This is a genomic window from Chelatococcus asaccharovorans (assembly GCF_003201475.1).
GTDB classification, from domain to species: Bacteria; Pseudomonadota; Alphaproteobacteria; order Rhizobiales; family Beijerinckiaceae; genus Chelatococcus; species Chelatococcus asaccharovorans.
This window is the reverse complement of record NZ_QJJK01000013.1, coordinates 1-25,846: the sequence shown is the minus strand read 5'-3', so window position 1 is coordinate 25,846 and position 25,846 is coordinate 1. Positions and strand designations below refer to the sequence as shown.

At 63.6% G+C, this 25,846-nt stretch carries 27 protein-coding genes; 19 read left to right on the top strand and 8 right to left on the bottom strand.

The features are described 5' to 3' along the window. Positions 1-3: 3 nt before the first annotated feature. The gene (locus C7450_RS34135) at positions 4-372 is read right to left on the bottom strand and encodes an NIPSNAP family protein (RefSeq protein WP_170147454.1); all 369 of its coding nucleotides are present in this window, start codon (positions 370-372) and stop codon (positions 4-6) included. Further along, on the bottom strand, positions 362-1,351 hold the full coding sequence (locus tag C7450_RS26555; RefSeq protein ID WP_170147453.1) for a LysR substrate-binding domain-containing protein: 990 nt from the start codon (positions 1,349-1,351) through the stop codon (positions 362-364). The genes C7450_RS34135 and C7450_RS26555 overlap by 11 nt, the downstream gene beginning before the upstream one ends. A 310-nt stretch (positions 1,352-1,661) precedes the next feature. On the opposite strand from C7450_RS26555, the gene C7450_RS26550 reads away from it, so the two are divergent. The 10 genes from C7450_RS26550 (at position 1,662) to C7450_RS26505 (ending at position 10,249) form a co-directional block, all read left to right on the top strand. After that, positions 1,662-2,213, top strand: a complete 552-nt coding sequence (locus tag C7450_RS26550; protein WP_110377509.1) for a cupin domain-containing protein — start codon at positions 1,662-1,664, stop codon at positions 2,211-2,213. Next, positions 2,210-3,292, top strand: a complete 1,083-nt coding sequence (locus tag C7450_RS26545) for a fumarylacetoacetate hydrolase family protein (RefSeq protein WP_110377508.1) — start codon at positions 2,210-2,212, stop codon at positions 3,290-3,292. The genes C7450_RS26550 and C7450_RS26545 overlap by 4 nt, the downstream gene beginning before the upstream one ends. A 23-nt stretch (positions 3,293-3,315) precedes the next feature. Continuing rightward, positions 3,316-3,768 (top strand): RidA family protein, encoded by a 453-nt coding sequence (locus C7450_RS26540; RefSeq protein WP_170147452.1) that lies wholly within the window; start codon positions 3,316-3,318, stop codon positions 3,766-3,768. After that, positions 3,768-5,339, top strand: a complete 1,572-nt coding sequence (locus C7450_RS26535; protein ID WP_110377506.1) for a sugar ABC transporter ATP-binding protein — start codon at positions 3,768-3,770, stop codon at positions 5,337-5,339. The genes C7450_RS26540 and C7450_RS26535 overlap by 1 nt, the downstream gene beginning before the upstream one ends. An 11-nt stretch (positions 5,340-5,350) precedes the next feature. Beyond that, the gene (locus C7450_RS26530) at positions 5,351-6,352 is read left to right on the top strand and encodes an ABC transporter permease (RefSeq protein WP_110377505.1); all 1,002 of its coding nucleotides are present in this window, start codon (positions 5,351-5,353) and stop codon (positions 6,350-6,352) included. Positions 6,353-6,391: 39 nt separating this feature from the next. Continuing rightward, complete coding sequence (locus C7450_RS26525) at positions 6,392-7,387, top strand: sugar ABC transporter substrate-binding protein (RefSeq protein ID WP_110377504.1); 996 nt, start codon at positions 6,392-6,394, stop codon at positions 7,385-7,387. 90 nt (positions 7,388-7,477) lie between these two features. After that, positions 7,478-8,149 carry a cupin domain-containing protein gene (locus C7450_RS26520; protein WP_170147451.1) on the top strand — a complete coding sequence of 224 codons (672 nt, stop codon included), beginning with the start codon at positions 7,478-7,480 and terminating at the stop codon, positions 8,147-8,149. A 130-nt stretch (positions 8,150-8,279) separates the two neighbouring features. Further along, on the top strand, positions 8,280-8,798 hold the full coding sequence (locus tag C7450_RS26515; RefSeq protein WP_146227547.1) for a hypothetical protein: 519 nt from the start codon (positions 8,280-8,282) through the stop codon (positions 8,796-8,798). Positions 8,799-8,948: 150 nt separating this feature from the next. Beyond that, the gene (locus tag C7450_RS26510; RefSeq protein ID WP_110377501.1) at positions 8,949-9,392 is read left to right on the top strand and encodes an SRPBCC family protein; all 444 of its coding nucleotides are present in this window, start codon (positions 8,949-8,951) and stop codon (positions 9,390-9,392) included. Between the two features lie 206 nt (positions 9,393-9,598). Further along, on the top strand, positions 9,599-10,249 hold the full coding sequence (locus C7450_RS26505; RefSeq protein WP_110377500.1) for a glutathione S-transferase family protein: 651 nt from the start codon (positions 9,599-9,601) through the stop codon (positions 10,247-10,249). Between the two features lie 78 nt (positions 10,250-10,327). On the opposite strand, the gene C7450_RS26500 is transcribed toward C7450_RS26505, so the two are convergent. After that, a complete protein-coding gene (locus tag C7450_RS26500) occupies positions 10,328-11,824 on the bottom strand; it encodes a helicase HerA domain-containing protein (RefSeq protein WP_110377499.1) in 1,497 nt (498 codons plus the stop codon). 330 nt (positions 11,825-12,154) lie between these two features. Next, positions 12,155-12,973: a hypothetical protein gene (locus C7450_RS26495; RefSeq protein WP_146227545.1), complete on the bottom strand. Its 819-nt coding sequence runs from the start codon at positions 12,971-12,973 to the stop codon at positions 12,155-12,157. 406 nt (positions 12,974-13,379) lie between these two features. On the opposite strand from C7450_RS26495, the gene C7450_RS26490 reads away from it, so the two are divergent. Beyond that, the gene (locus C7450_RS26490) at positions 13,380-14,354 is read left to right on the top strand and encodes a Bug family tripartite tricarboxylate transporter substrate binding protein (RefSeq protein ID WP_170147450.1); all 975 of its coding nucleotides are present in this window, start codon (positions 13,380-13,382) and stop codon (positions 14,352-14,354) included. Between the two features lie 101 nt (positions 14,355-14,455). Further along, positions 14,456-15,853 carry an MmgE/PrpD family protein gene (locus C7450_RS26485; RefSeq protein WP_110377496.1) on the top strand — a complete coding sequence of 466 codons (1,398 nt, stop codon included), beginning with the start codon at positions 14,456-14,458 and terminating at the stop codon, positions 15,851-15,853. Between the two features lie 85 nt (positions 15,854-15,938). Here C7450_RS26485 and C7450_RS26480 read toward each other — a convergent pair whose 3' ends face one another. Beyond that, the gene (locus C7450_RS26480) at positions 15,939-17,438 is read right to left on the bottom strand and encodes a tripartite tricarboxylate transporter permease (protein ID WP_110377495.1); all 1,500 of its coding nucleotides are present in this window, start codon (positions 17,436-17,438) and stop codon (positions 15,939-15,941) included. Positions 17,439-17,441: 3 nt separating this feature from the next. Continuing rightward, positions 17,442-17,903 carry a tripartite tricarboxylate transporter TctB family protein gene (locus tag C7450_RS26475; protein WP_110377494.1) on the bottom strand — a complete coding sequence of 154 codons (462 nt, stop codon included), beginning with the start codon at positions 17,901-17,903 and terminating at the stop codon, positions 17,442-17,444. Between the two features lie 569 nt (positions 17,904-18,472). Here C7450_RS26475 and C7450_RS26470 point away from each other — a divergent pair. Beyond that, positions 18,473-18,931: a MaoC family dehydratase gene (locus C7450_RS26470; protein WP_110377493.1), complete on the top strand. Its 459-nt coding sequence runs from the start codon at positions 18,473-18,475 to the stop codon at positions 18,929-18,931. Here C7450_RS26470 and C7450_RS26465 read toward each other — a convergent pair. Then, the gene (locus C7450_RS26465; RefSeq protein WP_110377492.1) at positions 18,928-19,704 is read right to left on the bottom strand and encodes a DNA-binding transcriptional regulator; all 777 of its coding nucleotides are present in this window, start codon (positions 19,702-19,704) and stop codon (positions 18,928-18,930) included. The two genes, C7450_RS26470 and C7450_RS26465, sit on opposite strands and share 4 nt — an antisense overlap. A 99-nt stretch (positions 19,705-19,803) precedes the next feature. Between C7450_RS26465 and C7450_RS26460 the strand changes: the two genes are divergently transcribed. From C7450_RS26460 to C7450_RS26435, 6 genes are all read left to right on the top strand, one after another. Then, the gene (locus C7450_RS26460) at positions 19,804-20,739 is read left to right on the top strand and encodes a DUF6282 family protein (protein WP_110377491.1); all 936 of its coding nucleotides are present in this window, start codon (positions 19,804-19,806) and stop codon (positions 20,737-20,739) included. A 135-nt stretch (positions 20,740-20,874) separates the two neighbouring features. After that, positions 20,875-21,861, top strand: a complete 987-nt coding sequence (locus tag C7450_RS26455; RefSeq protein ID WP_110377490.1) for a fumarylacetoacetate hydrolase family protein — start codon at positions 20,875-20,877, stop codon at positions 21,859-21,861. 26 nt (positions 21,862-21,887) lie between these two features. Further along, positions 21,888-22,919 carry an NAD(P)H-quinone oxidoreductase gene (locus tag C7450_RS26450; RefSeq protein ID WP_425351262.1) on the top strand — a complete coding sequence of 344 codons (1,032 nt, stop codon included), beginning with the start codon at positions 21,888-21,890 and terminating at the stop codon, positions 22,917-22,919. Continuing rightward, the gene (locus tag C7450_RS26445; RefSeq protein ID WP_110377489.1) at positions 22,913-23,374 is read left to right on the top strand and encodes a MaoC family dehydratase; all 462 of its coding nucleotides are present in this window, start codon (positions 22,913-22,915) and stop codon (positions 23,372-23,374) included. The genes C7450_RS26450 and C7450_RS26445 overlap by 7 nt, the downstream gene beginning before the upstream one ends. Next, complete coding sequence (locus C7450_RS26440) at positions 23,371-24,891, top strand: class I adenylate-forming enzyme family protein (protein ID WP_110377488.1); 1,521 nt, start codon at positions 23,371-23,373, stop codon at positions 24,889-24,891. The genes C7450_RS26445 and C7450_RS26440 overlap by 4 nt, the downstream gene beginning before the upstream one ends. Then, on the top strand, positions 24,888-25,649 hold the full coding sequence (locus C7450_RS26435; protein WP_245450131.1) for an SDR family NAD(P)-dependent oxidoreductase: 762 nt from the start codon (positions 24,888-24,890) through the stop codon (positions 25,647-25,649). The genes C7450_RS26440 and C7450_RS26435 overlap by 4 nt, the downstream gene beginning before the upstream one ends. Before the next feature lie 97 nt (positions 25,650-25,746). Here C7450_RS26435 and C7450_RS35215 read toward each other — a convergent pair. Next, the coding region (locus tag C7450_RS35215) for an integrase core domain-containing protein (RefSeq protein WP_146227543.1) at positions 25,747-25,846 on the bottom strand (100 nt) is incomplete at its 5' end.

Sequence of the window (25,846 nt, the reverse complement as noted above, 5' to 3'; positions counted from 1 at the left end):
GCATCACCTGTTGGCCGGGGGGGCGTATGAAACCCACCCGGCTGGCTCCGCAATCGCCATGCCAGACGCCGGCCGCATCAGCGTGCTGGAGATGCGCGCCACCAACGGGCCTGCCTGCTCCGTATGGGCTTTCGCGGCCAGCCAACGCGGGTCCTGCGCGAAAGTCTGCCATTTGGCGTCGCGATCGGCGAGGCTCTGCCAGACCAGGATATAGTGAAGCATCTCATCGCTCGGCTCGACCATCGTCGTCCAAAAGCCCAGGCAGTGGATCTCCATTTCCTGCCAAAGCGGGACGACATCCCGTTGAAAGCGTTCGACGACACCAGCCAGTTTTCCTGGCAGGCACTCGTATTGTCTGAGTTCATAGATCATGGCAGCAAGGTTCCAGCGAGGAGGCGTCAATGTTTGCGTTGATCGGGAGCCGCTCCGGATAACGTTCCTCGGCAGCGGCCATTGCTGCCGGGAAATGCTCGATGCAGTGCTTGAACAGGGCGCGCACGCCAGGAAGGACGCCTTCCCGCGACGGCAAAAGAACGCTGATGGTCGTCGAACCGGCCGTCCATTCAGGGAGAACATGCACGAGCCGTCCTGCGCGGATGTCTTCAGCGCAGGCAGAGGCGGGAAGGGCCGCAATCCCGGCTCCCTCACGGGCCGCCGCGGCAAGTGCAAGCACGTCACTGCTGGCCAGTTGCGCATCGAGCGTGACAGCCACCTGTTCGCCAGTCCGTCGATGCAAGATCTCCCATCGCGGCTTTGCACAGGGCTCCGCGAGGCCAAGCAAGCTGTGGGCGGAGAGTTCGGCGGGCGCCGCGATCGCGGGTCTGCCAGCGAGATAGGGGCGGCTCGCGACCATCAGCGACGGTTCCACCGCGATCCTCCGCTGGATCATGCTGGAGTCGCCGAGTTCCCTGTCATGGGCGACGAGAAAGAGATCGGACATGCGATGTGTCAGATCGGTGGGGCCATTCAGAACGTCGAGCTGAACCTGAATCTGCGGGAAGCGCTGTAAGAAGTGCGGCAAGACCTTGGCAAGACAGGCCCGCGCGATCTGGGCCGAACTCATCACCCGGATCGTTCCGCTCTCATCGCACAAGCGGGCTTTTATGACACGTTCGGCAGCACGCGCCTCCGCAAGCATTTTCTTCGCATGCGTATAGACTTCTTCACCGAGATCAGTCACGGCGAATTGGCGCGACGTTCTCTGAATGAGCCGGACGCCAAGGCGTCTCTCCAATTCAGATATTCTTTTACTGAGCTTTGATTTTGGTTGATTGAGGCATTTGCTGGCCTGTGTGATCCCCCCGCTCTCCACCACATGGGCAAAGTAGTAGTATTCATTGAAGTCGATCAATGAATTTCCCCTTTTGATTGTTCTATGACGCGAGCAGGCGGGCTCCTGAGCTGGCGGCGCCACCTGGCTTGGCCCTACGCAACCGGTCATGCAAAATTGTGCAGTTTTTTTCATAAAACGCAATAGCCATGCGGAATGTTTTCCGATTGCAAGAAATGCGGACATGTGATCATATTGGAAACGTTATGTTTCGATTTTTCGAACTGTTGGTGCGCCGTCACGCCTGTACCCTGACAGCCTGAAGTGCTCGCGGTCAGGCTCTGCCGGCCCGGGTATCCGAACCCTTCACAACCTTTACGCGGGCAAAGGCATGTCTCATTCGCAGCCTCATGACGACGTCGAACATGTGCGCTTCTTTCGGGCGCCGGATGATAATCGCACGATTGCCATTCATATCGGTGCGCAGTTTTCTGCATTCGAGCGCTTTCCTCCGTTCATGGAGAGTGAGGAAGAGGTGCGCCACGTGCAGGCGGCCTACCGCGTCGCCGACCCAACTCTGGAGCGCACGACAAAGGCCCATGTGACGGACAACGGGTGGCCGCTCCAGATCATCATGCTCGAGCGTCAGCCAGGGGCCACCACCCTGCCGCATTATCATGTGCCGCGCGAAGAGCTTCCGGCTTGGCCAACGCGGCATCAAATCCTCATTTGCCAAAGCGGACGGGCGCGCGTCGCGATCTATACACGTCAAGGCGTGTGGCTCGGCGACGTCCAACTCGTGCAAAACGATCTGCTCCTGATGATCGAAGGACACGAGGTCGAATTTCTCGAGCCGAAAACCCGACTGATCGAGATAAAGCAAGGGCCATTTCCCGGGACAGATGCGGACGACAAGGTCGATATTGCAGAGGTGACACGATGAAACTCGCAACCTTCCGCATCAATACGCCGCTCGGCCCTGTCGATCGCTTCGGCATCATCTGGGCGGGCACCGATGCACAGGCCGACGCGGTGACGGTCGCACGGACCGGCGGCGGCTGGGTGGTCGATGTCAATGCTGCCTTTGCGGCGCTTTCCGCGCAGCAACGCAAGCCCGCGCCCACGCTGCGCGCCAATGCATTCGCGCCGGCAGACCTCAACGCTTGCGCTGCCCTCTACGGGCCGGCGCTCGATCCCGTGCAGGAGGTCTCCGCCTGGCTCGTCGAGCAAGGGGAGGCTGTCGCGAGCGGACAGCTTCGCGGTCCCCAGGGGGAGGTTCTCGCCCACCGGCTCGGCGACGTGCAGCTCAGGCCGCCGGTGCGCGTGCCCGTGTTGCGGGATTTTGCGGCATTCGAGGACCATCTGCTGTCGACCTTCGGCAAGATGGGCCTGACATTGCCGGCCGAATGGTATGAGCGCCCGTTCGCTTTCAAGGCCAATCCGACCTCCATGGTCGGGCATGACCAGGATGTGCAGTGGCCCGCATACACGCGCAAACTCGATTTCGAGCTTGAAATCGCCGCCGTGGTGGGGTTGCCGGCGCGCAACGTGGACGTGACTGAGGCCGGCGCGCATATCCTCGGCTACACGCTTCTTAATGATTTCTCGGCGCGCGACACCCAGCGCGGCGAGATGGCGAACAACACCGGACCGTTCAAGGGCAAGGATTTCGCCTGGGGGCTCGGACCGTGGATCGTGACACCGGACGAACTGCCGGATGTGGCACGGACGCCGATGCGCGTGCTGATCAACGGGGAGGTCTGGGCCGAATCGACCCCGGGCGAGATGCAATGGAGCTTTGAGGAAATGATTTCCTATACCTCCCAGGATGAAACGCTCAACGTCGGTGACGTGCTCGGCTCCGGCACCGTGAACCACGGATGCGGCTTCGAGCTCGATCGATGGATTTCTGCCGGTGATGTGGTTGAACTGGAGGCTGCCGGGCTCGGCGTGCTCCGCAATCGCATAACGCCGCCACGTGACGCCACGGTCGCGTGGCGCAGGCATCGCAGCGCAGCCTGATCCAACACAGGTGGGAGGCCATGATGACTATTCAGCCCGTTCATCCACGCCCTGAGGAAGCCGCCAACATGCCCTATGCGCCGGCCGTCGAGGTCTCCGGCATGGGCAGTCTCCTGTTCATCGCAGGCGCCACGGCGTCGCCGCTCTATCACAGACACCCGCATGTCGCGGAGGAGCATGTGCTGCCCCACGACATGCGCGAGCAGACGCGGCTGGCTCTGGCCAATATCAAGTTGGTCCTGGACGCGCGCGGTTTGACCTGGCGCAACGTGGTCAAGCTCACGAAATACATCACGGACATGCGCGACATGGACGACATGTATGCCGTGCTTTCCGAACATTTCGGCGATTGGCGTCCGGCGGGAACGCTTGTCGCGGTCAACAACCTGAGTGCGCCGGGTGCACGGGTCGAGCTCGACATGATTGCAGCGATCCCGTCCAACCCTGCGTCACTGCCACCCTCAGGCGACGCGTGATGATCGCGACGCATTCTGCGGGTGAAGACAACGCAATTCTCGCCACCGAGGCCATCGGCAAGGACTACCCGGGCGTGCGGGCGCTGAGCAATCTCAGCATGGTCATCCGGCGGGGAGAAGTGCATGCCCTTGTCGGCGAGAACGGCGCGGGCAAGTCGACCCTCATCCGCATCTTATCAGGGGATGCACGGCCCTCGGCGGGCCGCGTATTGCTTGAGGGCAAGCCGATCATGCTCGACACGCCGGGCGCGGCGCGGCGCAACGGCATTGTCACGATCTTCCAGGAGCTCATGATCGTTCCCGGGATGACGGTCGCCGAGAACATCGTACTCGGCAACGAGCCCGCCTCGAGAGCCGGACGCCACATCGTCAGCTGCCGTCAGGCGAAAGCGATCGCTTCCGACATGCTCGAGGCTCTTGATTGCGCGGATGAGATCGATCCGGGCGCGCGGGCGTCGTCCTTGTCGACCGGCCACAAGCAGATCGTCGAGATCGCGCGTGCCTTGGCGCTGAAGGCGCCGATCATCATTCTGGACGAGCCGACCGCCTCCCTTTCCGACAAGGAGGCGGATGCCCTGCTTCGCATTCTGCGGCGCCTGCGCGCCGAAGGTACGACGATCCTTTACGTGTCGCATCGGCTGACGGAGGTCATGGGCCTTGCCGATCGCATTACGGTCCTGCGTGGCGGCCGTCATATCGAGACACTTGAAACCTCGAGCCTGCGCGGAACCGGGGAGCTCATCGAGCTCATGGTCGGGCGGCCGCTGACCGAGCTGTTTCCTCCGCGCAATCGTACGATCGGCGATATCCGCCTGTCGGTGTCCGGGCTGACGCGCAAGGATGTCTTCGAAGACATCAGTTTCGACGTGAGGGCCGGGGAAGTCCTTGGATTCGCGGGGCTTGTGGGCGCGGGCCGCACGGAAATCATGCGCAGCGTCTTTGGGGCGGATCCCCGGGATGGTGGCGAGATCCGCAAAGATGGACGTCGCTTGACCATCAAGGCGCCCGCCGATGCCATCCGCAGCGGCCTTGCCTATATTCCCGAAGACCGGAAGGATCAGGGGCTCGTCACGGGCCTTTCCGGCTATGAAAATTTATTAATGGCCTCTCTCGCCGACCATTGCCGCGGCGGACTGATCGCGTGGCGGCACGCGTGCCAGGCAGCGACGACCATGGCGCAGAAGCTGCAGTTCCGGGGGCAACTTTCAAGGCCAGCCCGTACGAACTCCGGCGGCAATCAGCAAAAGATCGTCATCGGCAAATGGATGCTCACGAACGCGGATGTTTATATCTTCGATGAACCGACGCGCGGCATAGATGTCGGCGCCAAGGCGGAAATATACAGGCTGATACAGGATCTCGCCGCGCGCGGAGCGGCCGTCATCGTCGTTTCATCGGAGAACGCGGAACTGCTTCATCTCTGCCATCGCATCCTGGTGGTCTCGGCAGGCACGATCCAGGACGAAATTCCTGAAGAGCAGTTCGACGAACACCGTATCCTGGCCGCGGCTTTCAAGGGACACGACAGGTCAGCGGTGGGTCCGGCGCAAGAGCGCCGCAATAATGAATAGGGGAACATTCCATGCAGTCTTATGGTGAAAGGCTTCACGTCTTTGACAGGGAGGAATGGAAAGCAGGATTTGGACGCATCGTGCGCGAACGCGCCATGGAAATCGCGTTGCCCGTGGTGACACTCGGTCTCGTCATCGTGTTTTCATTGTTGTCCGACGTCTTCCTGACGGGTTCGAACTTCCGGAACATCGGCATCGCCGCAGCTGCGCTCGCCGCGGTCGCATTCGGCCAGACATTTGTCATTCTGACCGCTGGCCTCGATTTGTCCGTCGGCTCGACCGTGGCCCTGGTCAGCGTGGTGCTTGCCTTCGTCATGCGCGAATTTGGCCTTGTGCCGGGAATTGTCGCCGGGCTCCTATGCGGCGCCGTGGTCGGTATCGTGAACGGCCTGATCATAACCCGATTTCGCATCTCGGCCTTTATCACCACACTCGCCATGTTGTCGGTGACCGCCGGGCTCGCGCTTAATCTTGCTGGTGGCGTTCCGATACTGGGCCTGCCGCCGGCATTTGGCCGGGTTGCCTATCAATACTGGCTTGGCCTGCCCATTCCAGTGCTCGTTGCCGGCGTGACACTCGTCATCGCCGAACTGACGCTGCGCTATACGCGATTGGGTCGGCATATCTGCGCCGTCGGCGGGAATGAGGAAGCGGCCAGACTGTCCGGGATCCATGTCGAGCGGGTGCGCGTGATTGCCTACGCCATCTGCGGGGTGACCGCCGCCATCGGCGCGATCATTCTGACCGCGCGTGTCTCGTCGGGGCAACCGACCCTGGGGGCGACACTGCCGCTCGAGTCGATTGCCGCCGTGGTCCTCGGAGGCGTTTCACTCGCCGGCGGGCGCGGCTCCATCGTGAATGTGGCCTTCGGGGTCGCCTTCATCAGCATCCTCGCGAACGGCCTCAACCTTCTCAACATTTCATCCTATACGCAGATGATGATCATAGGACTGTCCTTGATCGCCGCTGTCGCGCTCGACCAGGCCAATATCCGGAGAAAGCAAGGCCATTGAATCCACGCTTTGGCTAAACACACAAATCAATAATCCAGAATGGGGTTGAAAATGATAGGTCATACTATTCGTACATCTATAGCCGGAATCGCATCGGTCCTTGCCTTATATACGCTCTATGTCCCCGCAGTTCAGGCGCAACAACCCAAGAAAGTCATCGGGCTGTCAAAGCCCAACCTGAAGGGGCCCTATCCGACCGCTGAGCTATACGGAATTCTTGACGAGGCCAAAGCACGCGGCTTTACGGTTATTGTGCAGGATGCGGGTGGATATGCCAATATCGACAAGCAACTCGACCAGATCTCAAATCTGGCCATCAAGAAAGTTTCGGCGATCTTGATCGATCCGAGTGATCCTGCAGCGTTAAACGGTGTTGTGCAGCAGGCGCGGGACGCCGGAATCTTGCTCGTTGGTGCTGGCGTCAATGTGGTCGCAAGTGCCGTGGAGCCGGATGCGGCCGTGTCGTCGAGCCACTGCAATATCGGCCGCGAACTTGCCAAGGGGGCCAAGGCCTTGTTGCCGGATGGCGGAAGCCTCGGCGTCCTCGCCGGCCCGCCGGGATCATTCTGGGCGACGGAGCGGCTTCGCTGCTTCAAGGAGGACATCGCCGGGACGAATATCAAGATCGTTGCGGAGACAACGAGCGAGCAGGACGCCGCGACCTCGCTGACACGGGCCAGCGAGATCCTGCAACGGCACCCGAAGCTGGACATGATATATGGCGCGGATGACGTCTATGGCGTAGGCGCGGCGCGAGCTGCGCAGGCCGCGGATCGTTGCGGGAGAACACGCATCATCTTTTCCGTGCTGGGCGAAGAGGCCGAGGACATGATGAATGCTGGCTGCGCGGATTATGTGGTCGCACAGCAACCCGTGTTGATCGGTCGCACTGAGGTTCGTGTGGTCTCGGATCTTCTGGAGGGGAAGAAGCCTGAACCCAAGGTCATTAATGTCCCACTGATCGCCATTACGCCCGATAACTTGAAGACGGTGGATAAGGCTCATCTCCGGCCGCCGGCTGGATGGCGCCCATAAACATCGGCATCCTGATCTGATATTTGGAGTGTCATGAAAAATAGGTCAAAAGCGACGGCTCAGGTGTCTCTTACCCCGGCGGGAAGACGCGTGGACGCGACAGCATCGGAGCTCGGCGTGAAACGCAAGGCGCCGGCCTCCGTGGAGCCCATCAGTTCCAACGGCATCGCGTCTCAAGCAGCCGTTGAACCCACGCTGGAGGCTGCACGGATTGGTCGGCGCCTGCAGACGATGCGCAGAGCGCAAGGGTTCACGCTGGTCGAACTGGCGGCAAAGGCGGGATGTTCCGCGAGCCTGGTCTCGCGCATCGAGAACGGGCGCCTCCTGCCGTCACTCTCGGTCCTTCACAAGCTCGTGGCGGGCTTGGGAACAAGTATGGCATCGTTCTTATCGGGATCTGAAACTGAGAGTTGCATGGTGGTGAGAGCCAGTGATCGGAAGGAAGTGACCCTCGATTACCTGGGGGCCTTGCAACAGGGATTGCGCATCGAGCAGATTATTCCGCATTCACCTGACCGGATGCTGCAAGGAAACCTCATTTCCATAGCGGCCGGGCACGGATCAGCTGGCGATTATTCTCATATAGGGGAGGAGGCGGGCTTCGTAATCGAGGGTTTTGTGGAACTTACGATCGACAAGCAGACGCACGTGCTGGGGCGTGGCGATTCCTTTTGCTTCCGGTCCGAGGCCCCCCATTCGTTCTTCAACCCGGGCCCGGACGAAGCCGTGATCGTGTGGATCAATACCCCGCCGACATTCTGAATCCTATCGTTCCTCAGCGCAGGGCAGTTTGCGGGTCAGTTGTCCGGCCGGCAGGCTTCAGCATCGGTGCGTCTTCGACGTTCACCTCGCGACCGCCCTTGTCTGGGCACGCTCCAGGGGCGATCGGCTGGTGAGGACCGCTGCAACCGTCGAGTCCCAGGCGTCCCCGACCGGACAGGCGATCCCGCGGGAGGAGACGGATGCCATGCTCGCTTCGCTCGAGCCCGCTAAACGCGCGCGCCCGCTGGTCGCGGTCATCGGCATCGACGACGCCAAGGAAACCACCGGCCACCTGGTGCCGACGGATGTTCTGCGCCGCGCCCTCTGGAAGCGGGAAGAACTCGGCGCGCGTCTCGAGCCGGGCATGGGCGAGGGATCACTCGCGCTGGTCGCCGATGCGTGCTCGCGAACCTACCGGTTGCATGTGACAAGCGCGACCACCTCGATGGAGGCGGTGAAGAGCGGCAACGGCGTGCGCATCATTCCCGACCTGCCGGAGAGGGAATGGCCGGAGGACCGGTGCGTTTTGACCTTTCCTGACCACAAGCCCGCCGGGGCTCTCGATCTCGCGCTCGACGCGATCACGGTCCGCTACGGTGAGCGGACTACCGACGTCGTCGCCCTGCAGCTCGTGTATCCGAGGCGATAGCGAACCGGTGCCGGGTCGGGCCGGTGCTGCGGATTTATTCGAGCGCGATATCGGCTTCCTGCACGCCCGTTCGTCGTTACTATGTCGGAGGCAGGGGGGCCGGGTTAGAGCGCAACAACCTCTATGACACAGAGCCAAAGGGAGAAATCCATGCCCAGCACGATCCGTCTTCATCGCGTCATCGCCGCCAAGCCCGAAAAAGTCTATCGCGCCTTCGTCGAACCCGATGCAATGGCCAGCTGGCTTCCACCCTACGGTTTTACCTGCACCATCCATGAGCTGGACGCGAAGGTTGGTGGCCATCACAGGATGTCATTCCGGAATTTCACAACCGGTGACAGTCACTCCTTTGGCGGTACCTATCTGGAGCTCGTTCCCGGCGAGCGCCTCGTCTACACGGACAGGTTTGATGATCCGAACCTGCCGGGTGAGATGAAGGTCACGGTCCATCTGAAGGCCGTGTCCGTCGGCACGGACGTCAATATCGAGCAGGAGGGCGTGCCGGACGTGATTCCCGCCGAGGCCTGCTATCTTGGCTGGCAGGAATCCCTCCGCAAGCTCGCGAAACTCGTCGAGCCCGAAATCAACCCGTAAGGCTGAGATTCCGGAACGGCTCGGGTGGGGGGCTCGACCGACAGGAGGAAGGAGCGCGGCCATGCCACTCGCTCGGCGCCCGCGCCAAGACGAGAGCGGGTCCGTCTTTTGCAGATCGGCTCATTCGAATAATGACGTGCAAATTCTGCGATTTGGACGGCGCCAGACGAGTCCGTTCAGGTCGGATTTGCTCGAGGAGCGCACCCATGACCCCCACGATTACCGCGTTTGAACGGTCGCCAGATCGCGGCAAGGGACATGCGCGCGACATGCGCGTTCGCTGGGCGCTCGAGGAAGTAGGCCAGCCTTACGACGTTCGCCTTGTCACGTTCAAAGCGATGAAGGAGCCCGAGCATCGCGCACTTCAGCCTTTCGGGCAGATCCCGAGCTATGAGGAAGGCGACCTCGTCCTGTTCGAGTCCGGGGCGATCGTGCTTCATATCGCGGAGCGCCATGCCGGCCTGCTCCCGAGCGATGCGAATGCCCGGGCGCGTGCCATCACATGGATGTTTGCGGCGCTCAACACGGTGGAGCCGCCGATCTTCGATCGTAACCTCGTCCAGATTCTCGAGCGCGATGAGCCCTGGTACGAGCAGCGTCTCAAGTCCCTCGACGACAGCATCCGGCGCCGTCTACGCGACCTTTCCAGTCGCCTGAGCGATGCCGACTGGCTCGATGGCGCATTCAGTGCGGGTGACCTCCTGATGGTCACGGTGCTCCGAAGGTTGCACGGCTCGGGTTTGCTGGAGGAATATCCGAACCTCGCGGCCTATGTCGCACGCGGCGAAGCCCGACCCGCCTTCAAGCGCGCTTTCGCCGCGCAGCTGGCGGTTTTCACCGCCGCATCGGCCGGTTGACCCCGGAACGACAACCGACATTCCGCATCTCGTTAGAGCACGGGACGCTGGCAAGGCGGTGGGAGGGGGGGGGGAACCCTACTCGGCTGCGTCGCGTTCGGTCTCGTCCGGTGCGTCGGGATGGCCGGGGGCGGTCTCGCAGCCGAGGTCCGGGAAGGCGAGCACGCGTCTCCCGTGGAAGTCGGTGCGCGCCACAATGAGGCCGCGCTCCTCGAAATAGGCGATGAGGCGCCGTACCCGCCGCGGCGAGTGGCTCCCATAGGCGCGCGCCAAAGTGGCGTCGGACGGACAGGGATCCTTGTTCAAGGCGGCGCGGGCGATCATCAGGAACATGCCCTGGAGATCGTCGGGCAATCCCTCCGAGAGCGACAGCGCGGTAACCCAGGCTTCGCCACCGGTGCTTTCATCGACCCCGGCGCGAGCGACAGCCAGCCGCCGGCGAAAGGCGGACAGCGGCAGCGGCTCTCCGGGCACGCGGCGAATGCGGCTGCGTACCAGGAAGTCCTGGTAGAGCACGGCGTCGGAGCGGAAGGCCGCATCGGGGTCTTCGAGAATCTCCCGCAGCACCGCGTCGATGCCCGCCTCGCGCTCGGCCTCGTCGATGACGGCGAAGACCGGCTCGGCCGGCTGGTCCGGGGCAGGCCTCGGCCGCGACAGTTGCGCCAGAATGTCGGCGGTCGGAACCGGTTTGGGGGGCGGTCTGCGCACCACCGGAGAGGCTTCCTCGGGCCCGGGTGTGAAGATCAGGTCGCGGGCATCCTCCGGCGCCTCCGGCAACGGCATGAGCTTCGGGCTCGCGGAGCGCGCGGCGGTTTCAACGGGGCCGATGGTGATCGCCAGGGGGCGGCGCGACAGAGCCGGACCCAGTGCGACGAAGTTTCCGCGCGAAAGATCGCGGAACATTTCAGCCTGGCGACGGTCCATGCCGAGCAGGTCGGACGCGCGTGCCATGTCGATGTCCAGAAAGGTGCGGCCCATCAGGAAATTGGAGGCTTCCGCCGCGACGTTCTTCGCCAGCTTGGCCAGGCGCTGGGTGGCGATGACGCCGGCCAGGCCGCGCTTGCGGCCGCGGCACATCAGATTGGTCATGGCGCCGAGCGAGAGCTTTCGGGCATCGTCCGAGACCTCGCCGGCAACGGCGGGAGCGAAAAGCTGCGCTTCGTCGACGACGACGAGCACCGGATACCAATGGTCGCGCTCCGCATCGAACATGCCGCCGAGGAAAGCGGCGGCCGCACGCATCTGCTGCTCGACGTCGAGCCCTTCGAGATTGAGCACGACGGAGACGCGGTGCTGGCGCACCCGGCCGGCGATGCGCGTGAGTTCCGCCTCGGTGCGGGCAGCGTCGACCACCTGGTGGCCGAATTTTTCTGCCAGCGTGACGAAATCACCTTCGGGATCGACGATGCATTGTTGGACCCAGGGCGCGCTCTGTTCCAGCAGACGGCGCAGCAGATGCGACTTGCCGGACCCGGAATTGCCCTGCACCAGCAGGCGGGTCGCGAGCAGCTCTTCGAGATCCATGGCCGCCACGGCGCCGTTGGTCGCAGCGCCCATGTCGATGTTGACCTTCATCGGATACCCTTTCAGCCATCGCCTTAGCATCCGCCGCCGCGCAACGCTAAGCATTGTGGCAGGGATTCCCACAGATGATGGCTCGGATGAGGGGGGCGGCGGAGCGCAGGCCGCCACCCAAACCGGTTCCAGGCGCCGATGCGGCTGGCCGCCGCCCGCGCCATGCAGTTTCCGGGCGGTGTCATTCCCGGCCAAGCGCCGCAAGGCCCGAGGGGTAGGGAATCCAGAGAAATGCGTTAAGTTTTTGATCCTGCTGGATCCCCTTCCCGCGATTGGCTTCGCCGATCTCGCCGGGGATGACGGGTGCGGATGATGCTGTCCGCCCTCGGATCAGAAGTGGACCCCGAGACTCAGGAACGGGCCATGCATGGTCGTGTCATAGCGGAAGGTGCCGGTGCGCACGCCGCTGCCCTTGTAATCCGTATAAAGCGCGCGATAGCCGATGGCCGTGGATATCGTCTCCGTCCAATTGTAGCCGACCGACACGACGCCCTGCGACGTCAGTTGAGAGCCGACGCCGAAACCACCGATATCGGCGAGCGCATTGAAGAACCAACGCTCGTTGATGCGGTATTGCAGGACCAGGCCGACGACGGGATCGAGCCAGGCTTTGGTCTGATTGCTCTTCAGGTCGATGAAGGGCAAGGTCCCGGGGGTAAGCGTCGCATCCAAGGTGAGCCGCTGGTAGCGCAGGCCGGCCGTGACACTGAGATCGAGATCGGGATTGCCGAGCGGCAGGCGGTAGCCGGCGATGGCGGAAGCAATCAGAAGGCGCTGCTTGACCTTGAGCGCCGGGTCGTTGGCGATCTTCAGTTTGGCATCGTCGGTGAGCTGTGCCCAGACGAGATCGGTCAGGATCATCCAGTCGCCGTTCTTGGCGAGCAAAGCGCCCATCAAGGCGCCGTCGAAATGCTCCAGGATATCGCCGAAGGATGCATCCACCTTCACTGGCGGGAGGTTGCGCACCCCCACCGTGCCGTTAAGGGCCGTGGCCCAGCCATAGAATGTCGCCTGGAAGGTCCAGCCTGCAGGAATCGACGGTGGCGCAGTGGGCGCTGGACTAGGGCGTGCTGGATCGGCCGCGGAAGCCGGTTGTGCCAACAACGCCAGGCCGAGGATGCCGACCAGCCCACGCAAATATCCTGCCACGGGATGAATCCTTCCGACCGGAGGTCATGTATAATATTCGAAACCACAGTCATCCTTCAAGAATCACAAGTAGCCATGAATGCATCTTTTTGTAAAGGCAGGTGCGGTTTGCGGCGCGTCGTCTGTCTTTATATTCACAGAATGTCGCCGCATGCTGCGGGGAGGAGAAACCAGCATCCCGCATAGAATACTCAATTTTGAACCGCAGCACGTTCGCCAGTTGCGCAAGGCCGCTTCTGCAGCCACACGATAGGGACAGCCGGCGGGAGGATGTCGCCTGTATCACGCGCATCTCAACGCACGCCATTCCGACAGGCGAAACGGTATGATCATAAAAGTGCGCGGGTCGCGTATGGCTGCCACTATTCCAGATAATGTGATTCAAGCATGCTTCGGGAGGGGCGCAATGAACCTAATTCTCAGGACCTGTGGCACAGTTGTCGGGTCCGCTCTGATGGTTGCGGCTATGGTCGCGACGCCGTCAGCGAAGGACGCCTATCCGGCGGACACGGTGACCTTGATCGTGCCCTATGCAGCAGGCGGCGCGGGCGACACCGTCGGACGCATTGTCGCAAGCGAGCTTGGAAAGCGTTTCGCGGCCACGTTCGTGGTCGAGAATGTCGGCGGCGGCGGCGGTTCCATCGGGGCGGAGCGCGCCGCGCGGGCGGCCGCAGATGGGTCGACGCTGCTCCTGGCAGGCAATGCCATCATTACCACGGCGCCGCATCTCGCCTCGGTCGGCTTCGATCCCCTTCGCGATCTCACTGCCGTGGCCAATGTCAGCGAGGCGCCGCGCGTTCTGGTGGCATCGAAGACGCTTCCGGTGAAGACCTTCGAAGAGTTCGTCGCCTATGGCAAGAAGCATCCCGGGGAACTGAACTACGGCACGGTTGGCGTGGGGTCGACCGGGCATATCGCGACCGTCGACATGCTGCGCGCCATCGGCGTCGATGCCAACCACATTCCCTATCCAGGCGCGGCGCAGGTTGTGCAGGCCGTGCTTTCGGGGGACATCGAGTTCATGCTCGACGCAGCCGCCATCGCACAGGTCAAGCAGGACGCGGTCACGCCGCTGGCGGTCCCCGGCAACGAGCGCCTGAGCGAATTGCCCGACGTCCCGACGCTTGCCGAACTCGGTTACGCCTCGATCCGCGGAACCGGGCTGCAGATGGTCATGGCGCCCGCGGCGACGCCGGCTGACGTGCTTGGCGCCCTTGAAGCTGCGCTGAAAAATGCGAGCGAGTCCGCTGAATTCAACGATCTCCTGTCTCGCGCCGGTGTCAAGGCGCGGTTCATGGGTCGCAATGAACTGAACCAGGCATTGAGCCAGGAATACCAGCACTACGAAACACTTCTGGCCGACATGGGGCTGAAGAAATAGGCCGGGCTATCGAACCCATCGCCCCCGCAGGCAGGGATGCCTGCCGGGTCGTCATGTCCAGGGGCTGTGGCCTCGCATTGTTGTTTTCCGACGAGGTATGAATGGGCGGTCTCAGCGCGCATCTGGCTGAATGGGCCGAGGGCTTCACGTTGGACGACGCACCGCAGGAGGTGGTCGCCGACGCCCGGCTCCGGATACTCGACATCATGGGCGTCATGATCGCCTCCGCCGCGCATGAGACCGTCGCGGCGGCGCGGCGTGCGCAGGCCGAGGCCGATGGTGGACGGGGCGTCCGGCCGCTTCTCGACGGGGATGAAACCTCCATCGCGGGGGCTGCCTTCATCAACGGCGTCGCCTCCGCGGTGCTCGAATTCGACGATACGCATATCGCCACCAACATTCACCCGACGGGCGTGATCGTGGCCGCGACGCTGCCCATTGCCCAGGCGCGCGGCCTCACCGGCCGGCAATGGCTGGAATCGGTGATCGTGGGCTCGGAGATCCTGTGCCGGCTCGGGCTGGTCTCGCCCGTGCGCATGCATGAGGTGGGCCTGCATCCGACAAGCGTTTATGGCGTCTTCGGTGCGGCCTACGCGGTGGCGAAGCTGCGGCAACTCGATGCGCAGACAATGGCCGATGCGGTCGGAACGGCTGCGAGCCTTTCGGCCGGCTCCATCGCATCCTTCGAGGACGGAACCGCGACCAAGACCTTGCATGTCGGATTCGCCGCTGCGTCCGCGGTGCGGGCTGTTGCGCTCGCCGCAGAGGGCATATCCGGCCCGGCGCGCGTGTTCGAGGGCAAATTCGGCTGGTATGGCAGCTATATCCAATCGCGGCCCGATTTCCGCTTTGCGGCGCTGACCGACGGCCTGGGTGAACACTGGCATTCCCTCGATATCGCCACGAAGCTTTATCCTTGCGCCTATACGCTGATGCCGTTCATCACGGCCGCGCTCGCGCTGCGCAAGCAATGTGCGATCGATCCGGCTGAGATCCGCGAGATACGATGCGCGATCATGCCGCGCTCCTTCCGCACGGTATGCGAGCCGCTGGAGGAAAAGCGCCGGCCGCTGACATCCTGGCATGGCCGCATCAGCCTCCAGCACACGGTGGCCGAGGCCTTGGCCTTGGGGCGCTTCGACAAGAACAGCTATGCGGAGGAGAGCCTGCGCAACCCCCTCATCAATGCGCTGGCCGACAAGGTCGTCCATGTCGCCGATCCGATCGCCGCGGGGGATCTGAGCCGATCGCGCGGGGAGGTCACCATCGTCTTCAACGATGGCCGGGAGTTGTGCCACACGGTCGAGGACATGATCGGAACCGCACGAAACCCGGCGACCGAAGCGGTCTACGTCGACAAGTTCCGGGCCAATGTCGATGGCGTCATCCCGGTCGGTATGGCGGAAGACATCATGGGCTCGATCCTCGCATTGGAACGGCTCGATGATGTCGGCGGCATGGTCGCCCGGCTGAGACGGGAGGCGGCATCGACGCGATAGCAGCCGTCCCGGAGGGGAGGAGAGAGGATCTGCAAGATCCCCTGTTACCAGGTGGCCCCGGCAGGAATGACGGGGCCATCCGGGCTTAATCGGCCGTGGCCTCCTCGCGTCCGCGCCGGATGAAGGAGGTCGTGGCGAGCAGCACGACCGCGAGACCGAGCAGGATGAAGATCAGGCTGATCGGGCGTTCCACGAAGACCATCGCGTTGCCGCGTGAAATCGCCATCGCCCGCCGGAAGTTCTCCTCGAACATCGGGCCGAGGATGAACCCTAGGATGAACAGGGCGGGGCTTAGACCTGCGGCCCTGAGCAGGTAGCCGAGCACGCCGAAGAAGACGAGCGCGTAGACCTGGAAGGGCGAGGAGCCCATCGTGAACACGCCGACACAGGCGAAAGCGAGCACGAATACGTACAGCCAGTGGTAAGGCACCTTGAGCAGCCGCACCCAGAGGCCGATCAACGGCAGGTTGAGGATGACGAGGAAAAGATTGCCGATCCACATCGAGACGATGAGGCCCCAGAACAGCGGCGCGTGCTCGCCCATCATGCGTGGGCCCGGCTGTACACCGTGGATCATGAAGGCGCCCAGCATCAGCGCCATCACCGGACTGCCGGGAATACCCAGAAGCAGCGTCGGGATGAAGCTGGTTTGAGACGCGGCGTTGTTGGCGGCCTCCGGCGCTGCCACACCTTCGACGGCACCCGTGCCGAAACGCTCGGGCTCCTTGGCGATGCTTTTCTCGACCATATAGGCCGAAAACGAACTCATCGCCATGCCCGCGCCGGGCAGGACACCGAGCAATGAACCGACACCGGTGCCGCGCAGAACGGCAGGCCAGGACCGGCGAAAATCATCGCGGGTCGGCCAGAGGCTGCCGATCTTGCTGGTCGTCACCGTTCCCTGATCACCAGAGGCGATGTTGCCGACGATCTCGGCGATCGCGAACAGCCCGACGGCGAGGACGGCGAAGTCGATGCCGTCCCGCAACTCACGGACGCCGAATGTGAAACGGAAGGTGCCGGTCAGGATGTCCGATCCCGCCAGCCCGAAGATGATGCCGAGGAGAGCAACCCCGATGCCCTTGATGACGCCGCCGCGCGTCATGGCAGCGACCATCAGCAGCGCGGCGAACACGAGCGCGGCATATTCGGCGGCACCGAAGCGCTTGGCGATGGCCGCAAGCGGCGGTCCGGCCAGCGCGATCAGCATGGTGCCCACGGTGCCGGCGAAGAACGAGCCGAGCGCCGCCACGGCAAGCGCGGCTCCCGCGCGACCCTGCTTGGCCATCTGGTGGCCGTCGATGCAGGTCACCGCCGAGGAGGCCTCGCCCGGCAGATTGACGAGAATCGAGGTGGTCGAACCGCCATAGGCGGCCCCATAGTAGATGCCCGCGAGCAGGATGATTGACGCTTCGGGGGGCAGGCCGAAGCTGAGCGGCAGCAATAGGGCGATGGTGATGATGGGGCCGACGCCCGGCAGCACGCCGATGGCGGTGCCGAGGGTGACGCCCATGAGGCAGTAAAGGAGGTTCACCGGGTTGAGGGCGACCTGCATCCCGAGGGCGAGAAGCGAAAAGAAATCCACGGCTTAAAACCCTGCGGGGAAGAGCCTGATCGGAAGACCAAGGCCAAGCTTGAAGATGGCGATGATGAGGGCAATCACGGTGACCATGGCACCCGCGATCTCCCACCTCTGTCCGCCGCTTTGGGCGGACCAGGCGATGGCGATCAGGACAACCAAGGCTGGGATGAGGCCCGCCGGGATCACGAGCGCGGCGAAGGCCAGCACCGCGCCCAGCACGAGCAGCAGCGGCCGGACCTCCGCGCGCGAGAAGGCCCTGGGGAGTCGCTGGCGGGCGCGGGCGGCCTTCGTGGCGTTGGCGAATTGGGCGATACCGAGAACACACAGCACGCCGCCGACCAGCACCGGCATCGCACCGGTGCCCAGCCGCGAGGGGGTTCCGAGCCCATACCCCCATCCCAGCAGCACGGCGGCCGCGCCGAAGACGAGAAACAGCAGAGCTGCCAGCAGTTCCGAGTTGATCGTCATGCCGCCGGCCTGTCTTCAAACTGGTGGTTCAAGATTTATCCTCCCGATCTTGTTTTACGACCTGTGGCGAAATCCCTCGCCGAAACCAATGTCTGACCGTTGCCGGAATGCATAGTCGTGAGCCGGGCCATCCTGCAAGACAGACGCCGGCGGTGTGATCTTACCGGCGAGCGGCCTCACCGTGCTATTCCGCAGACTGGCTCTTTCCCGCGTCCGCTACGCGCGTCGCCATAGGAAAGACGATGGGCGAAGACGTTGGACGAGGGCCCTGCGTCAGGGGCCGCGATCGCTCAAGGATCCTTGCCCGATCGGCGGATCCCGCAATCCTCTTCCCGTCGCTGTCAGCCACGCCCACGGACCGGCTTGAAGGGATGGCGGATAAGTCGATTTCGATCAAACCCTGTTGTGTCTTCGTTCCGCCAACCGGAACGGATGCGGTCAGTCGCTTGCGCGCGGTCCGCGCGGCCGTTCAACCTCCACTTTGGAAAGCCGACACGGTGGATGGGCCGGCGGGGAGGGGAATGACGGTCACCCGGCCCTTCATTCCAGGACAAAGGAGAGACAACAGCGTGCGACGCTATTTCGAGGATTTCGCAATCGGCGAAACCTGGGCGAGCGAGCCGTTCACGCTCAGCCAGGACGCAATCATCGGTTATGCGCGGGACTACGATCCGCAGCCGATCCATATCGATCCGGAAAAGGCCGCAGACGGGCCTTTCGGCTCCGTCATCGCCAGCGGTTGGCAGATTGCCGCGCTGAGCATGCGCGTTTTCGTCGAGGCCGGCGGCTACGGCGAAACGCCCGTGGTGGGCATGGGCATCGATGAGCTGCGCTGGCGTCGCCCGGTCCGGCCGGGCGACAGGTTGCGCGTGGTCCGCACCGTCGTGGAGACCGATCGCAGCAAGACGCGGCCAGGGTTTGGCGTCGTGCGCACGCAGGTCAGCGTGACCAACCAGGATGACGAGGTGGTCATGACGATGGTCTCCCTCGGCCGGGTACCCCGCCGCCCGGTGCCGGCCCGCGTCTAAATGAATGAATTTCTGATCCGGGTGAGATCCCGCGTGATCTCCGCGGAGGTGGACTTGAGAACCGCCACGTAGCGCTCGCACGCCTCTGCTTCGGAGAAGGCGGCGGTGAAATAGGTCAGCCCGAGGCTTGCGACGACACGGCCAGCATCGTTCATGATCGGCACGGCGATGGTGTTGGAGTTCCTCGGCTCCACATGCCGGACCCGCGAGGCATAACCACGCTGCCTCACCTTTTCGATCAGCTGGTTCAGCCTCGCCGGATTATGCGCCAGGCTGTCCTCCGGATCCTGCGAACGGCGCAGGATCTCGATGATAAGGTCGAACTCCTCCTTTGGCGTGAAGGCCAGATAGGCCAGTCCCATGCCGCGCGTCAGCAGGGCAAGCCGCATGTTCACCGTCTTGTGGAAGGGCGACATCGAACTGTCGGGCACGGTGCTGAAGCGGACCACGACGGCATCGCGGTCGAGAAGCGAGATCGAAACGGGCCACTGATACTTGCGCGTGATCGCCACCGCCCACGGCCGGCCCGCCTCGACGACCATCGGCTCCTTGTGGAAACCCGAGCTGAGCGACCCCACCAGCGCGCTGACCTGATAGCCGCCGAGCCGGGGATCGTTTTCAACATAGCCCAGTCCCTCCAGCGTCTGCAGGATGCGCACCAACGTCGCCTTGGGCAGTCCCGTGCGCGCGTGCAGATGGGCGATCGACGTGTAGGGCTGCATGTTCATTTCCTGCAGCACCGTCATGGCGCGCTCTATCGATCGGATTGCCAAATTACTCCCCCATTCCGCTGCACGGAACGCGGCCGATCCTCACGTTGTGGCCGCGAAGTGTCAACCTCTATGGTTTTGCACGACACAGGGAGGACAAGAATGGCTTCGGGGACTTATCGGGATGAGGCACGCGCGTTGATCGAGACGATTGACGATGCGGCTGCGGATGCCCTGCTCAAAGGCGCGGTGGACCTGCATGTGCATTCCGGACCGTCGACCATGCCCCGCCAGGTAGACCACTTTCAGGCGACGGAAGAGGCGGCCGCCGCCGGCATGCGCGGCATTCTCTTCAAGGATCATCACTATTCCGTCGCGCCCTTCATTCCGATCATGGACCGGATGATCGGCCATCTCGGCGTCGCGATGTACAGCGGCCTTGTCCTCAACAACTCGGTCGGCGGGCTGAACCCTTTCGTCGTGGACGCTCAGCTCAAGATGGGCGCAAAGCTGATCTGGATGCCGACGGCGCAGTCGGCCAATCATATCCGCAGCTCGCGCCGCAAGTCGCGGCTCGCGTCGAATGTGGCGCTGAAGCCCTCGCCCGGGCTATCCGTCGTGGACGCCTATGGCGAACTCCTGGACGAGGTGAAAGAGATCCTCGATTCCGTCGCCGAATTCGATGCCATTCTGTCCTCCGGCCATCTCCATATTTCGGAGATCTGGACGCTGTTCGAGGAAGCCAAGCGACGCGGTGTGAAGCGGCTTCTCGTCAACCACCCCATGTACGGGCTTCATTTTACCTATGAGGACATCACGCAGCTTGCCGAGCTCGGTGCGCTGATCGAACAGTCGGCCTGCCTCTATATCGATTCCCGCTTCAACGTGTTTTCGCCGCAGGAACTGAAGGAGCACGTCCTCGCTGCCGGCGTGAAGCATTCCTCGATCGGTTCGGATCTCGGCCAGGTGGATAATCCGACGCCTGTCGAGGGCATGCGGCAGGCGATCAAGCTGTGTCTGGCGCTCGGCTTCTCGGAAGACGATGTCCGAACCATGGTCAAGGACAATCCCGCCAGATTGGTCGGGTTGGAGAGCTGATCGCGTCGCAGGCGCGCTGACAGCGGCAGACCGAGCAAATTCGGGCCGCCTGCAAACGCGCCCCGCGCGCGGGAGGCCTTGGCCCAACCGCGTCGGCCGCCGGCGCCCGTCAAAACCGGAACTCAGGAGACACCCGTGAAGTTTGGCACCATCAACCATGAGAACAAGCCGACGCTTGTCACGCTGACCGGGGCGGGCGTGGTTCCTCTCGCGGAGCTCTATGCCAGCGCCGATCTCGGCGAGGCGCCAGCGTCGCTCAACGCGCTGATCGAAGGCGGAGAGGAGGAGCTTGAGCGCGCGCGCACGGCCCTTGCGAAGGGATCCGCCGCCGCTCTCGATGAGGCGTCAATCGATTGGCTGCCGGCCCAGCCGCGTCCCACGAAGGTTCTCGGCGTTGCCTTCAACAATATGGGCATTCGCAAGGCAGCGCATCGCGACCCCGGCGTTCCCAACTTCTTCCTGAAGGCGCCGTCCTGCCTGACGGGGCACAACAAGCCGGTGATCATCGAAGAGCATTACGGCGAAACCATACCGGAATTGGAACTGGCGGCCGTCATCGGCCGCCGTGCGCGCAAGATCAGCGTCGAGGAGGCGCGCTCGGCGATCTTCGGCTACACGATCGTCAACGACGTGACCTCGCATGGCCTGAAGTTCGGGCTGGATTCGATCGCCACCACGCGGGAGCCGGACCTTATCCGCCCGCACCACCTCGGCTGGCGCAACCGCCACGGCGACGACGATCGCGATGTCTATTTCGTCTATCACACGCGCTCGAAGGCGAGCGACACCTTCGGCCCGATGGGACCCTGGCTGACGACGGCCGATGAGGTCGCCGATCCGAACAACCTGACCGTCAAGGGCTGGCTGGACGGAGAGCCCTTCGCGGTCGATTCGACGGCCAGCTACCGCTTCAAGGTCGAGGAGGTGGTGGCCGAGGCGAGCGCCTATTTCACGCTGGAGCCCGGAGACGTGATCTGCTTCGGCACATCCGCCAAAGGTGTCGGCAAGTTCCCCAACGGGCATCGTTCCGTCAACATGCATAAGCTGACGGGCGTCATGGACGTGGAAATCGATGGACTTGGCCGGCTATCCAATCCCATCGTCCACGATTGGGTACGCTGAAGCGATTGGCGGGAGGAGGCCGAGGCATGATGAAGGCGATCGAGATCGAGCGTCCGGGCGGCCCCGAGGTGTTGCGGATGATCGCTCTTCCGCGCCCGCGGGCCGCGGCGGGCGAGGTGGTCGTCCGGGTCATTGCCGCCGGCGTCAACCGCCCGGATATCCAGCAACGGCGCGGCCTCTATCCACCGCCGCCCGGGGCCTCGCCGCTTCCCGGATTGGACATTGCCGGGATCGTGGAAGAGGTGGGGGAGGGCGTCGACAGGCTGGAGCCGGGCGACAGCGTGTGCGCACTCGCGAACGGCGGTGGCTATGCCGAATATTGCGCGGTTCCGGCTCTCCAATGCCTGCCCGTCCCGCGTGGCCTGACATTCGTCGAGGCTGCGTCGTTGCCGGAGGTCTACTTCACCGCCTGGAACAACATCATATGGCTGGCCCGGCTCGCCAGAGGCGAGACCCTCCTCATCCAGGGAGGGACGAGTGGTGTCGGCCTCGCCGGCATCCAGATCGCCCGCCACCTCCGTGACGCCACCGTCATCGCCACGGCGGGGACGGAGGAGAAGCGCCGGGTCTGCGTGGAGACGGGCGCGCACCACGCCATCGACTATCGCGGCGACTGGGAGGGTGACGTCAGGCGGCTGACGGAGGGCGAGGGCGTCGATGTCGTGCTGGACGCGCAGGCCGGTCCCTATACCCAAAAGCAGCTCGACCTTCTCAGGCCCGATGGGCGGCTCGTGTTCATAGCGAGCCACCTCGGCGAGACCGCGGAGGTCAATATTCGTGCCGTCGTCCGGCGCCGGCTGACGCTGACCGGATCGACGCTGCGGCCGCGGCCTGCTTCCTACAAGGGCGCCATCGCCGAGGAACTCGTGCGGCATGTCTGGCCGCTTCTGGAACAGGGACGCATGGTGACGCGCATCCATGCCGTCTTTCCCTGGCAGGAGGTGCGCGCCGCGCATGCGCTGCTCGATCGCAACGAGCAGATCGGCAAGGTGGTCCTCGCGGTCGATCCACAATCGGCTGAAGCGATCCCTCATGGCCAGGAAGCCGTCCCGTGCTGACGGTCGACCACGCGATGGATTTCAACGCGCATGCCGGCCGGCCGATCGGGTCGTCCCAGTGGTTCGCCATCACGCAGAAGAACATCGACGATTTCGCGCGGCTGTCGGGTGACGACAACTGGATGCATACGGACCCTGTGCGGGCCGGGCGCGATATGCCCGGCGGCAGGACCATCGCGCATGGCGTCTACATCCTGTCGCTCATTCCATGGCTGCAACGCGAGATTTTTGAGATCCGCAGGCGCGGACGCGGCTTCAACTATGGCTACGAGCGGGTGCGCTTCCTTGCGCCGGTTCCGGTGGGCAGTCGCGTCCGCCTGACGATGACACCCGTTCAGGCGACCAGCCAGGCATCGGGCACGCGCATCGAGATCGATTCGACGGTCGAGATCGAAGGATCGGACAAGCCCGCGCTCGTGGCACGCAGCATCATCCTGATCGAGGACGAGAGATGACCGCAGCCGGACATGAAGGCAGCCTCGTCGCGACCGTGCTCGCCCATGCGTTGCAGCGTCCTCACGACGAGGCCCTGCGCTGCGACGGGACGGGGGTGAGCTGGGGAGACCTGCGGGAGAGGGTGCTCGCCACCGCCGCAAGTCTGGCGCCGGCGCTCAAGGACGGAAGCGGGCGCATCGGCCTTCTGGGAGGCGCCAGCGTCGAACTCGTGATCGCCTATCTCGCCACCATCGCGGCCGGCGGATGCGCGGTGCCGCTGCCGGTTTCGGCCCATCGTGATGCGCTTGCCGGCATGATCGCCGACAGTACCCCCGACCTCATTGTTGCGCATCGTGACAGCCTGCCGATGCTGCATGATCTCGATGCCATGCCGATCGTTGCGGTCGACCCCGGTGAGGGCCTGCCGGATGCTCTGCGGGGCAAGTTTCCTCTGGAGGAGGCCGAAGTCGCCGATCCCGCGGCCGCCTTCAACATCATCTACAGTTCGGGGACGACGGGCCGCGCCAAGGGCATCGTCCATGCGCATGCGATGCGCTACCGCCAGGCGGCGCGGAGCCTGTTCGGCATCGATCCCCGTTCCACCATGCTGCTCGCCACGCCGCTCTATTCAAACACGACGCTGATGCCCTTGCTGGCCACGCTGTTTCATGGCGGCCGGGTCATCTTGATGGCGAAGTTCGACGCCGAGCACTACCTCGATCTCGCTGAATCGGAGCGCGCGACGCATACGATGCTGGTGCCCGTGCAGTATCAGCGCATCGCGGACGCGGCCAGTTTCCGGACGCGCGACCTCACCTCCTTCCGGATGAAGCAAAGCACCGGCGCGCCGCTGTCTCCGACAGTCAAGCGGGCGGTGGTGGAGACGTGGCCGGGGGGCTTCCTGGAGATCTATGGCCTCACCGAGGGCGGGTGCACCTCTATCCTCGACGTCGTCGCGTTCCCGCACAAGGCGCACACGGTCGGCCGGCCAGCCGCCGGCAACGACATCAGGATCATCGATGAGGACGGGCGGTTCCTTCCCGCCGGCGCGCGCGGCGAGATCGTCGGGCGCTCGCCGACCATGATGTCGGGCTACTTCCGCAACAAGGCGGCAAACGACGCCTTCTACTGGACGGATGCGGAGGGCACCACGTTCCACCGCACCGGTGATATCGGCATGTTCGACGCGGATGGCTTCCTCGTCCTTCTCGACCGCAAGAAAGACATGATCATCTCCGGCGGGTTCAACATCTACGCGGCCGATCTGGAAGAAAAGCTGCTCGAGCATCCCGGCATCGCCGACGCGGCCGTCATCGCGGTGCCGAGCGAACGCTGGGGAGAGATGCCTCTGGGCCTGGTGGTGGCGCGGGCGGGGGCCGCCCTCGACCCGGCCGAGGTGCTGGCATGGACGAATGCGCGCCTCGGCAAGATGCAGCGGATCGCTGCGGTGGAACTGAGGCAAGACCTGCCGCGGTCGAGCGTCGGCAAGGTCCTCAAGCAGGTGCTTCGCCAGCCCTATTGGGAGACGCAGAGATGAACGTGGGAGGGGTTCCTCCGTTGGCGGTGCCGAAGGTCAGCCTCGTGACCGGCGCCAGCAGCGGCATCGGCATGGCGACGGCGATGCGCCTTGCGGCCATGGGATCGGCTGTGGTGGTTGGCTACAACAGCCGTGCCGCGGCAGCCGAAGCTGTTGTGCGCAGCCTCCATGGCGACGGGCACCGCGCCTTGCGCATCGCCATCGACGATACCGCTTCCATCGATGCGGCCGCGACCGCGGTTGAGAGAGAATACGGTCGGCTCGATGCGCTGGTGAACTGCGGCGGCGCAACGACGCCGGTTCCAGCAAACGACCTTGCCGGCCTCACCGATGAAATCTTCAGCCGGACGGTCACCGTCAATCTTCGTGGGCCGTTTGCGATGGTCCGTGCATTCCGGCCGCTTCTGGAGCGCGGTTCAGGCGCGTCCATCGTCAACATCTCCTCCATCGCAGCGCGGACGGGGCTGGGCAGCAGTCTCGCCTATCTGGCTGCGAAGGCAGGGGTCGATGCTTTGACCGTTGCGCTGGCGAAGGTGCTTGCCCCCGACATCCGCGTGTTCTCGGTGTCTCCCGCAGGCGTCGATACGGATTTCGTGCCGGGACGAACGCGCGAGCAATTGCAGAAGACGGCGGAGAAGCTGCCGCTCGCCCATATCACCGGGCCCGACGACGTGGCGAGGGCGGTTGTCGCCTGCATCGTCAATCTGACCAGTTCGACAGGGATTGTCGTGCCGGTGGATGAGGGCAGGCACCTTTAGAGATGCTGACTTTATAGGGAACCACGGTGTCATTCCGGGCTCGTTGCTGCGCAACGCCCCGGAATGACCGTGGGATTCCATCCAAACGCAACGTGCTCTAGGTGTCGTTTCCAAGAAGGTTGTTCAGCCTCTGGAATGGCGGGATGCCGTTGAGGGCCGAGTGGGGTCGTCGGGTGTTGTAGGCGTCGATCCAGGAG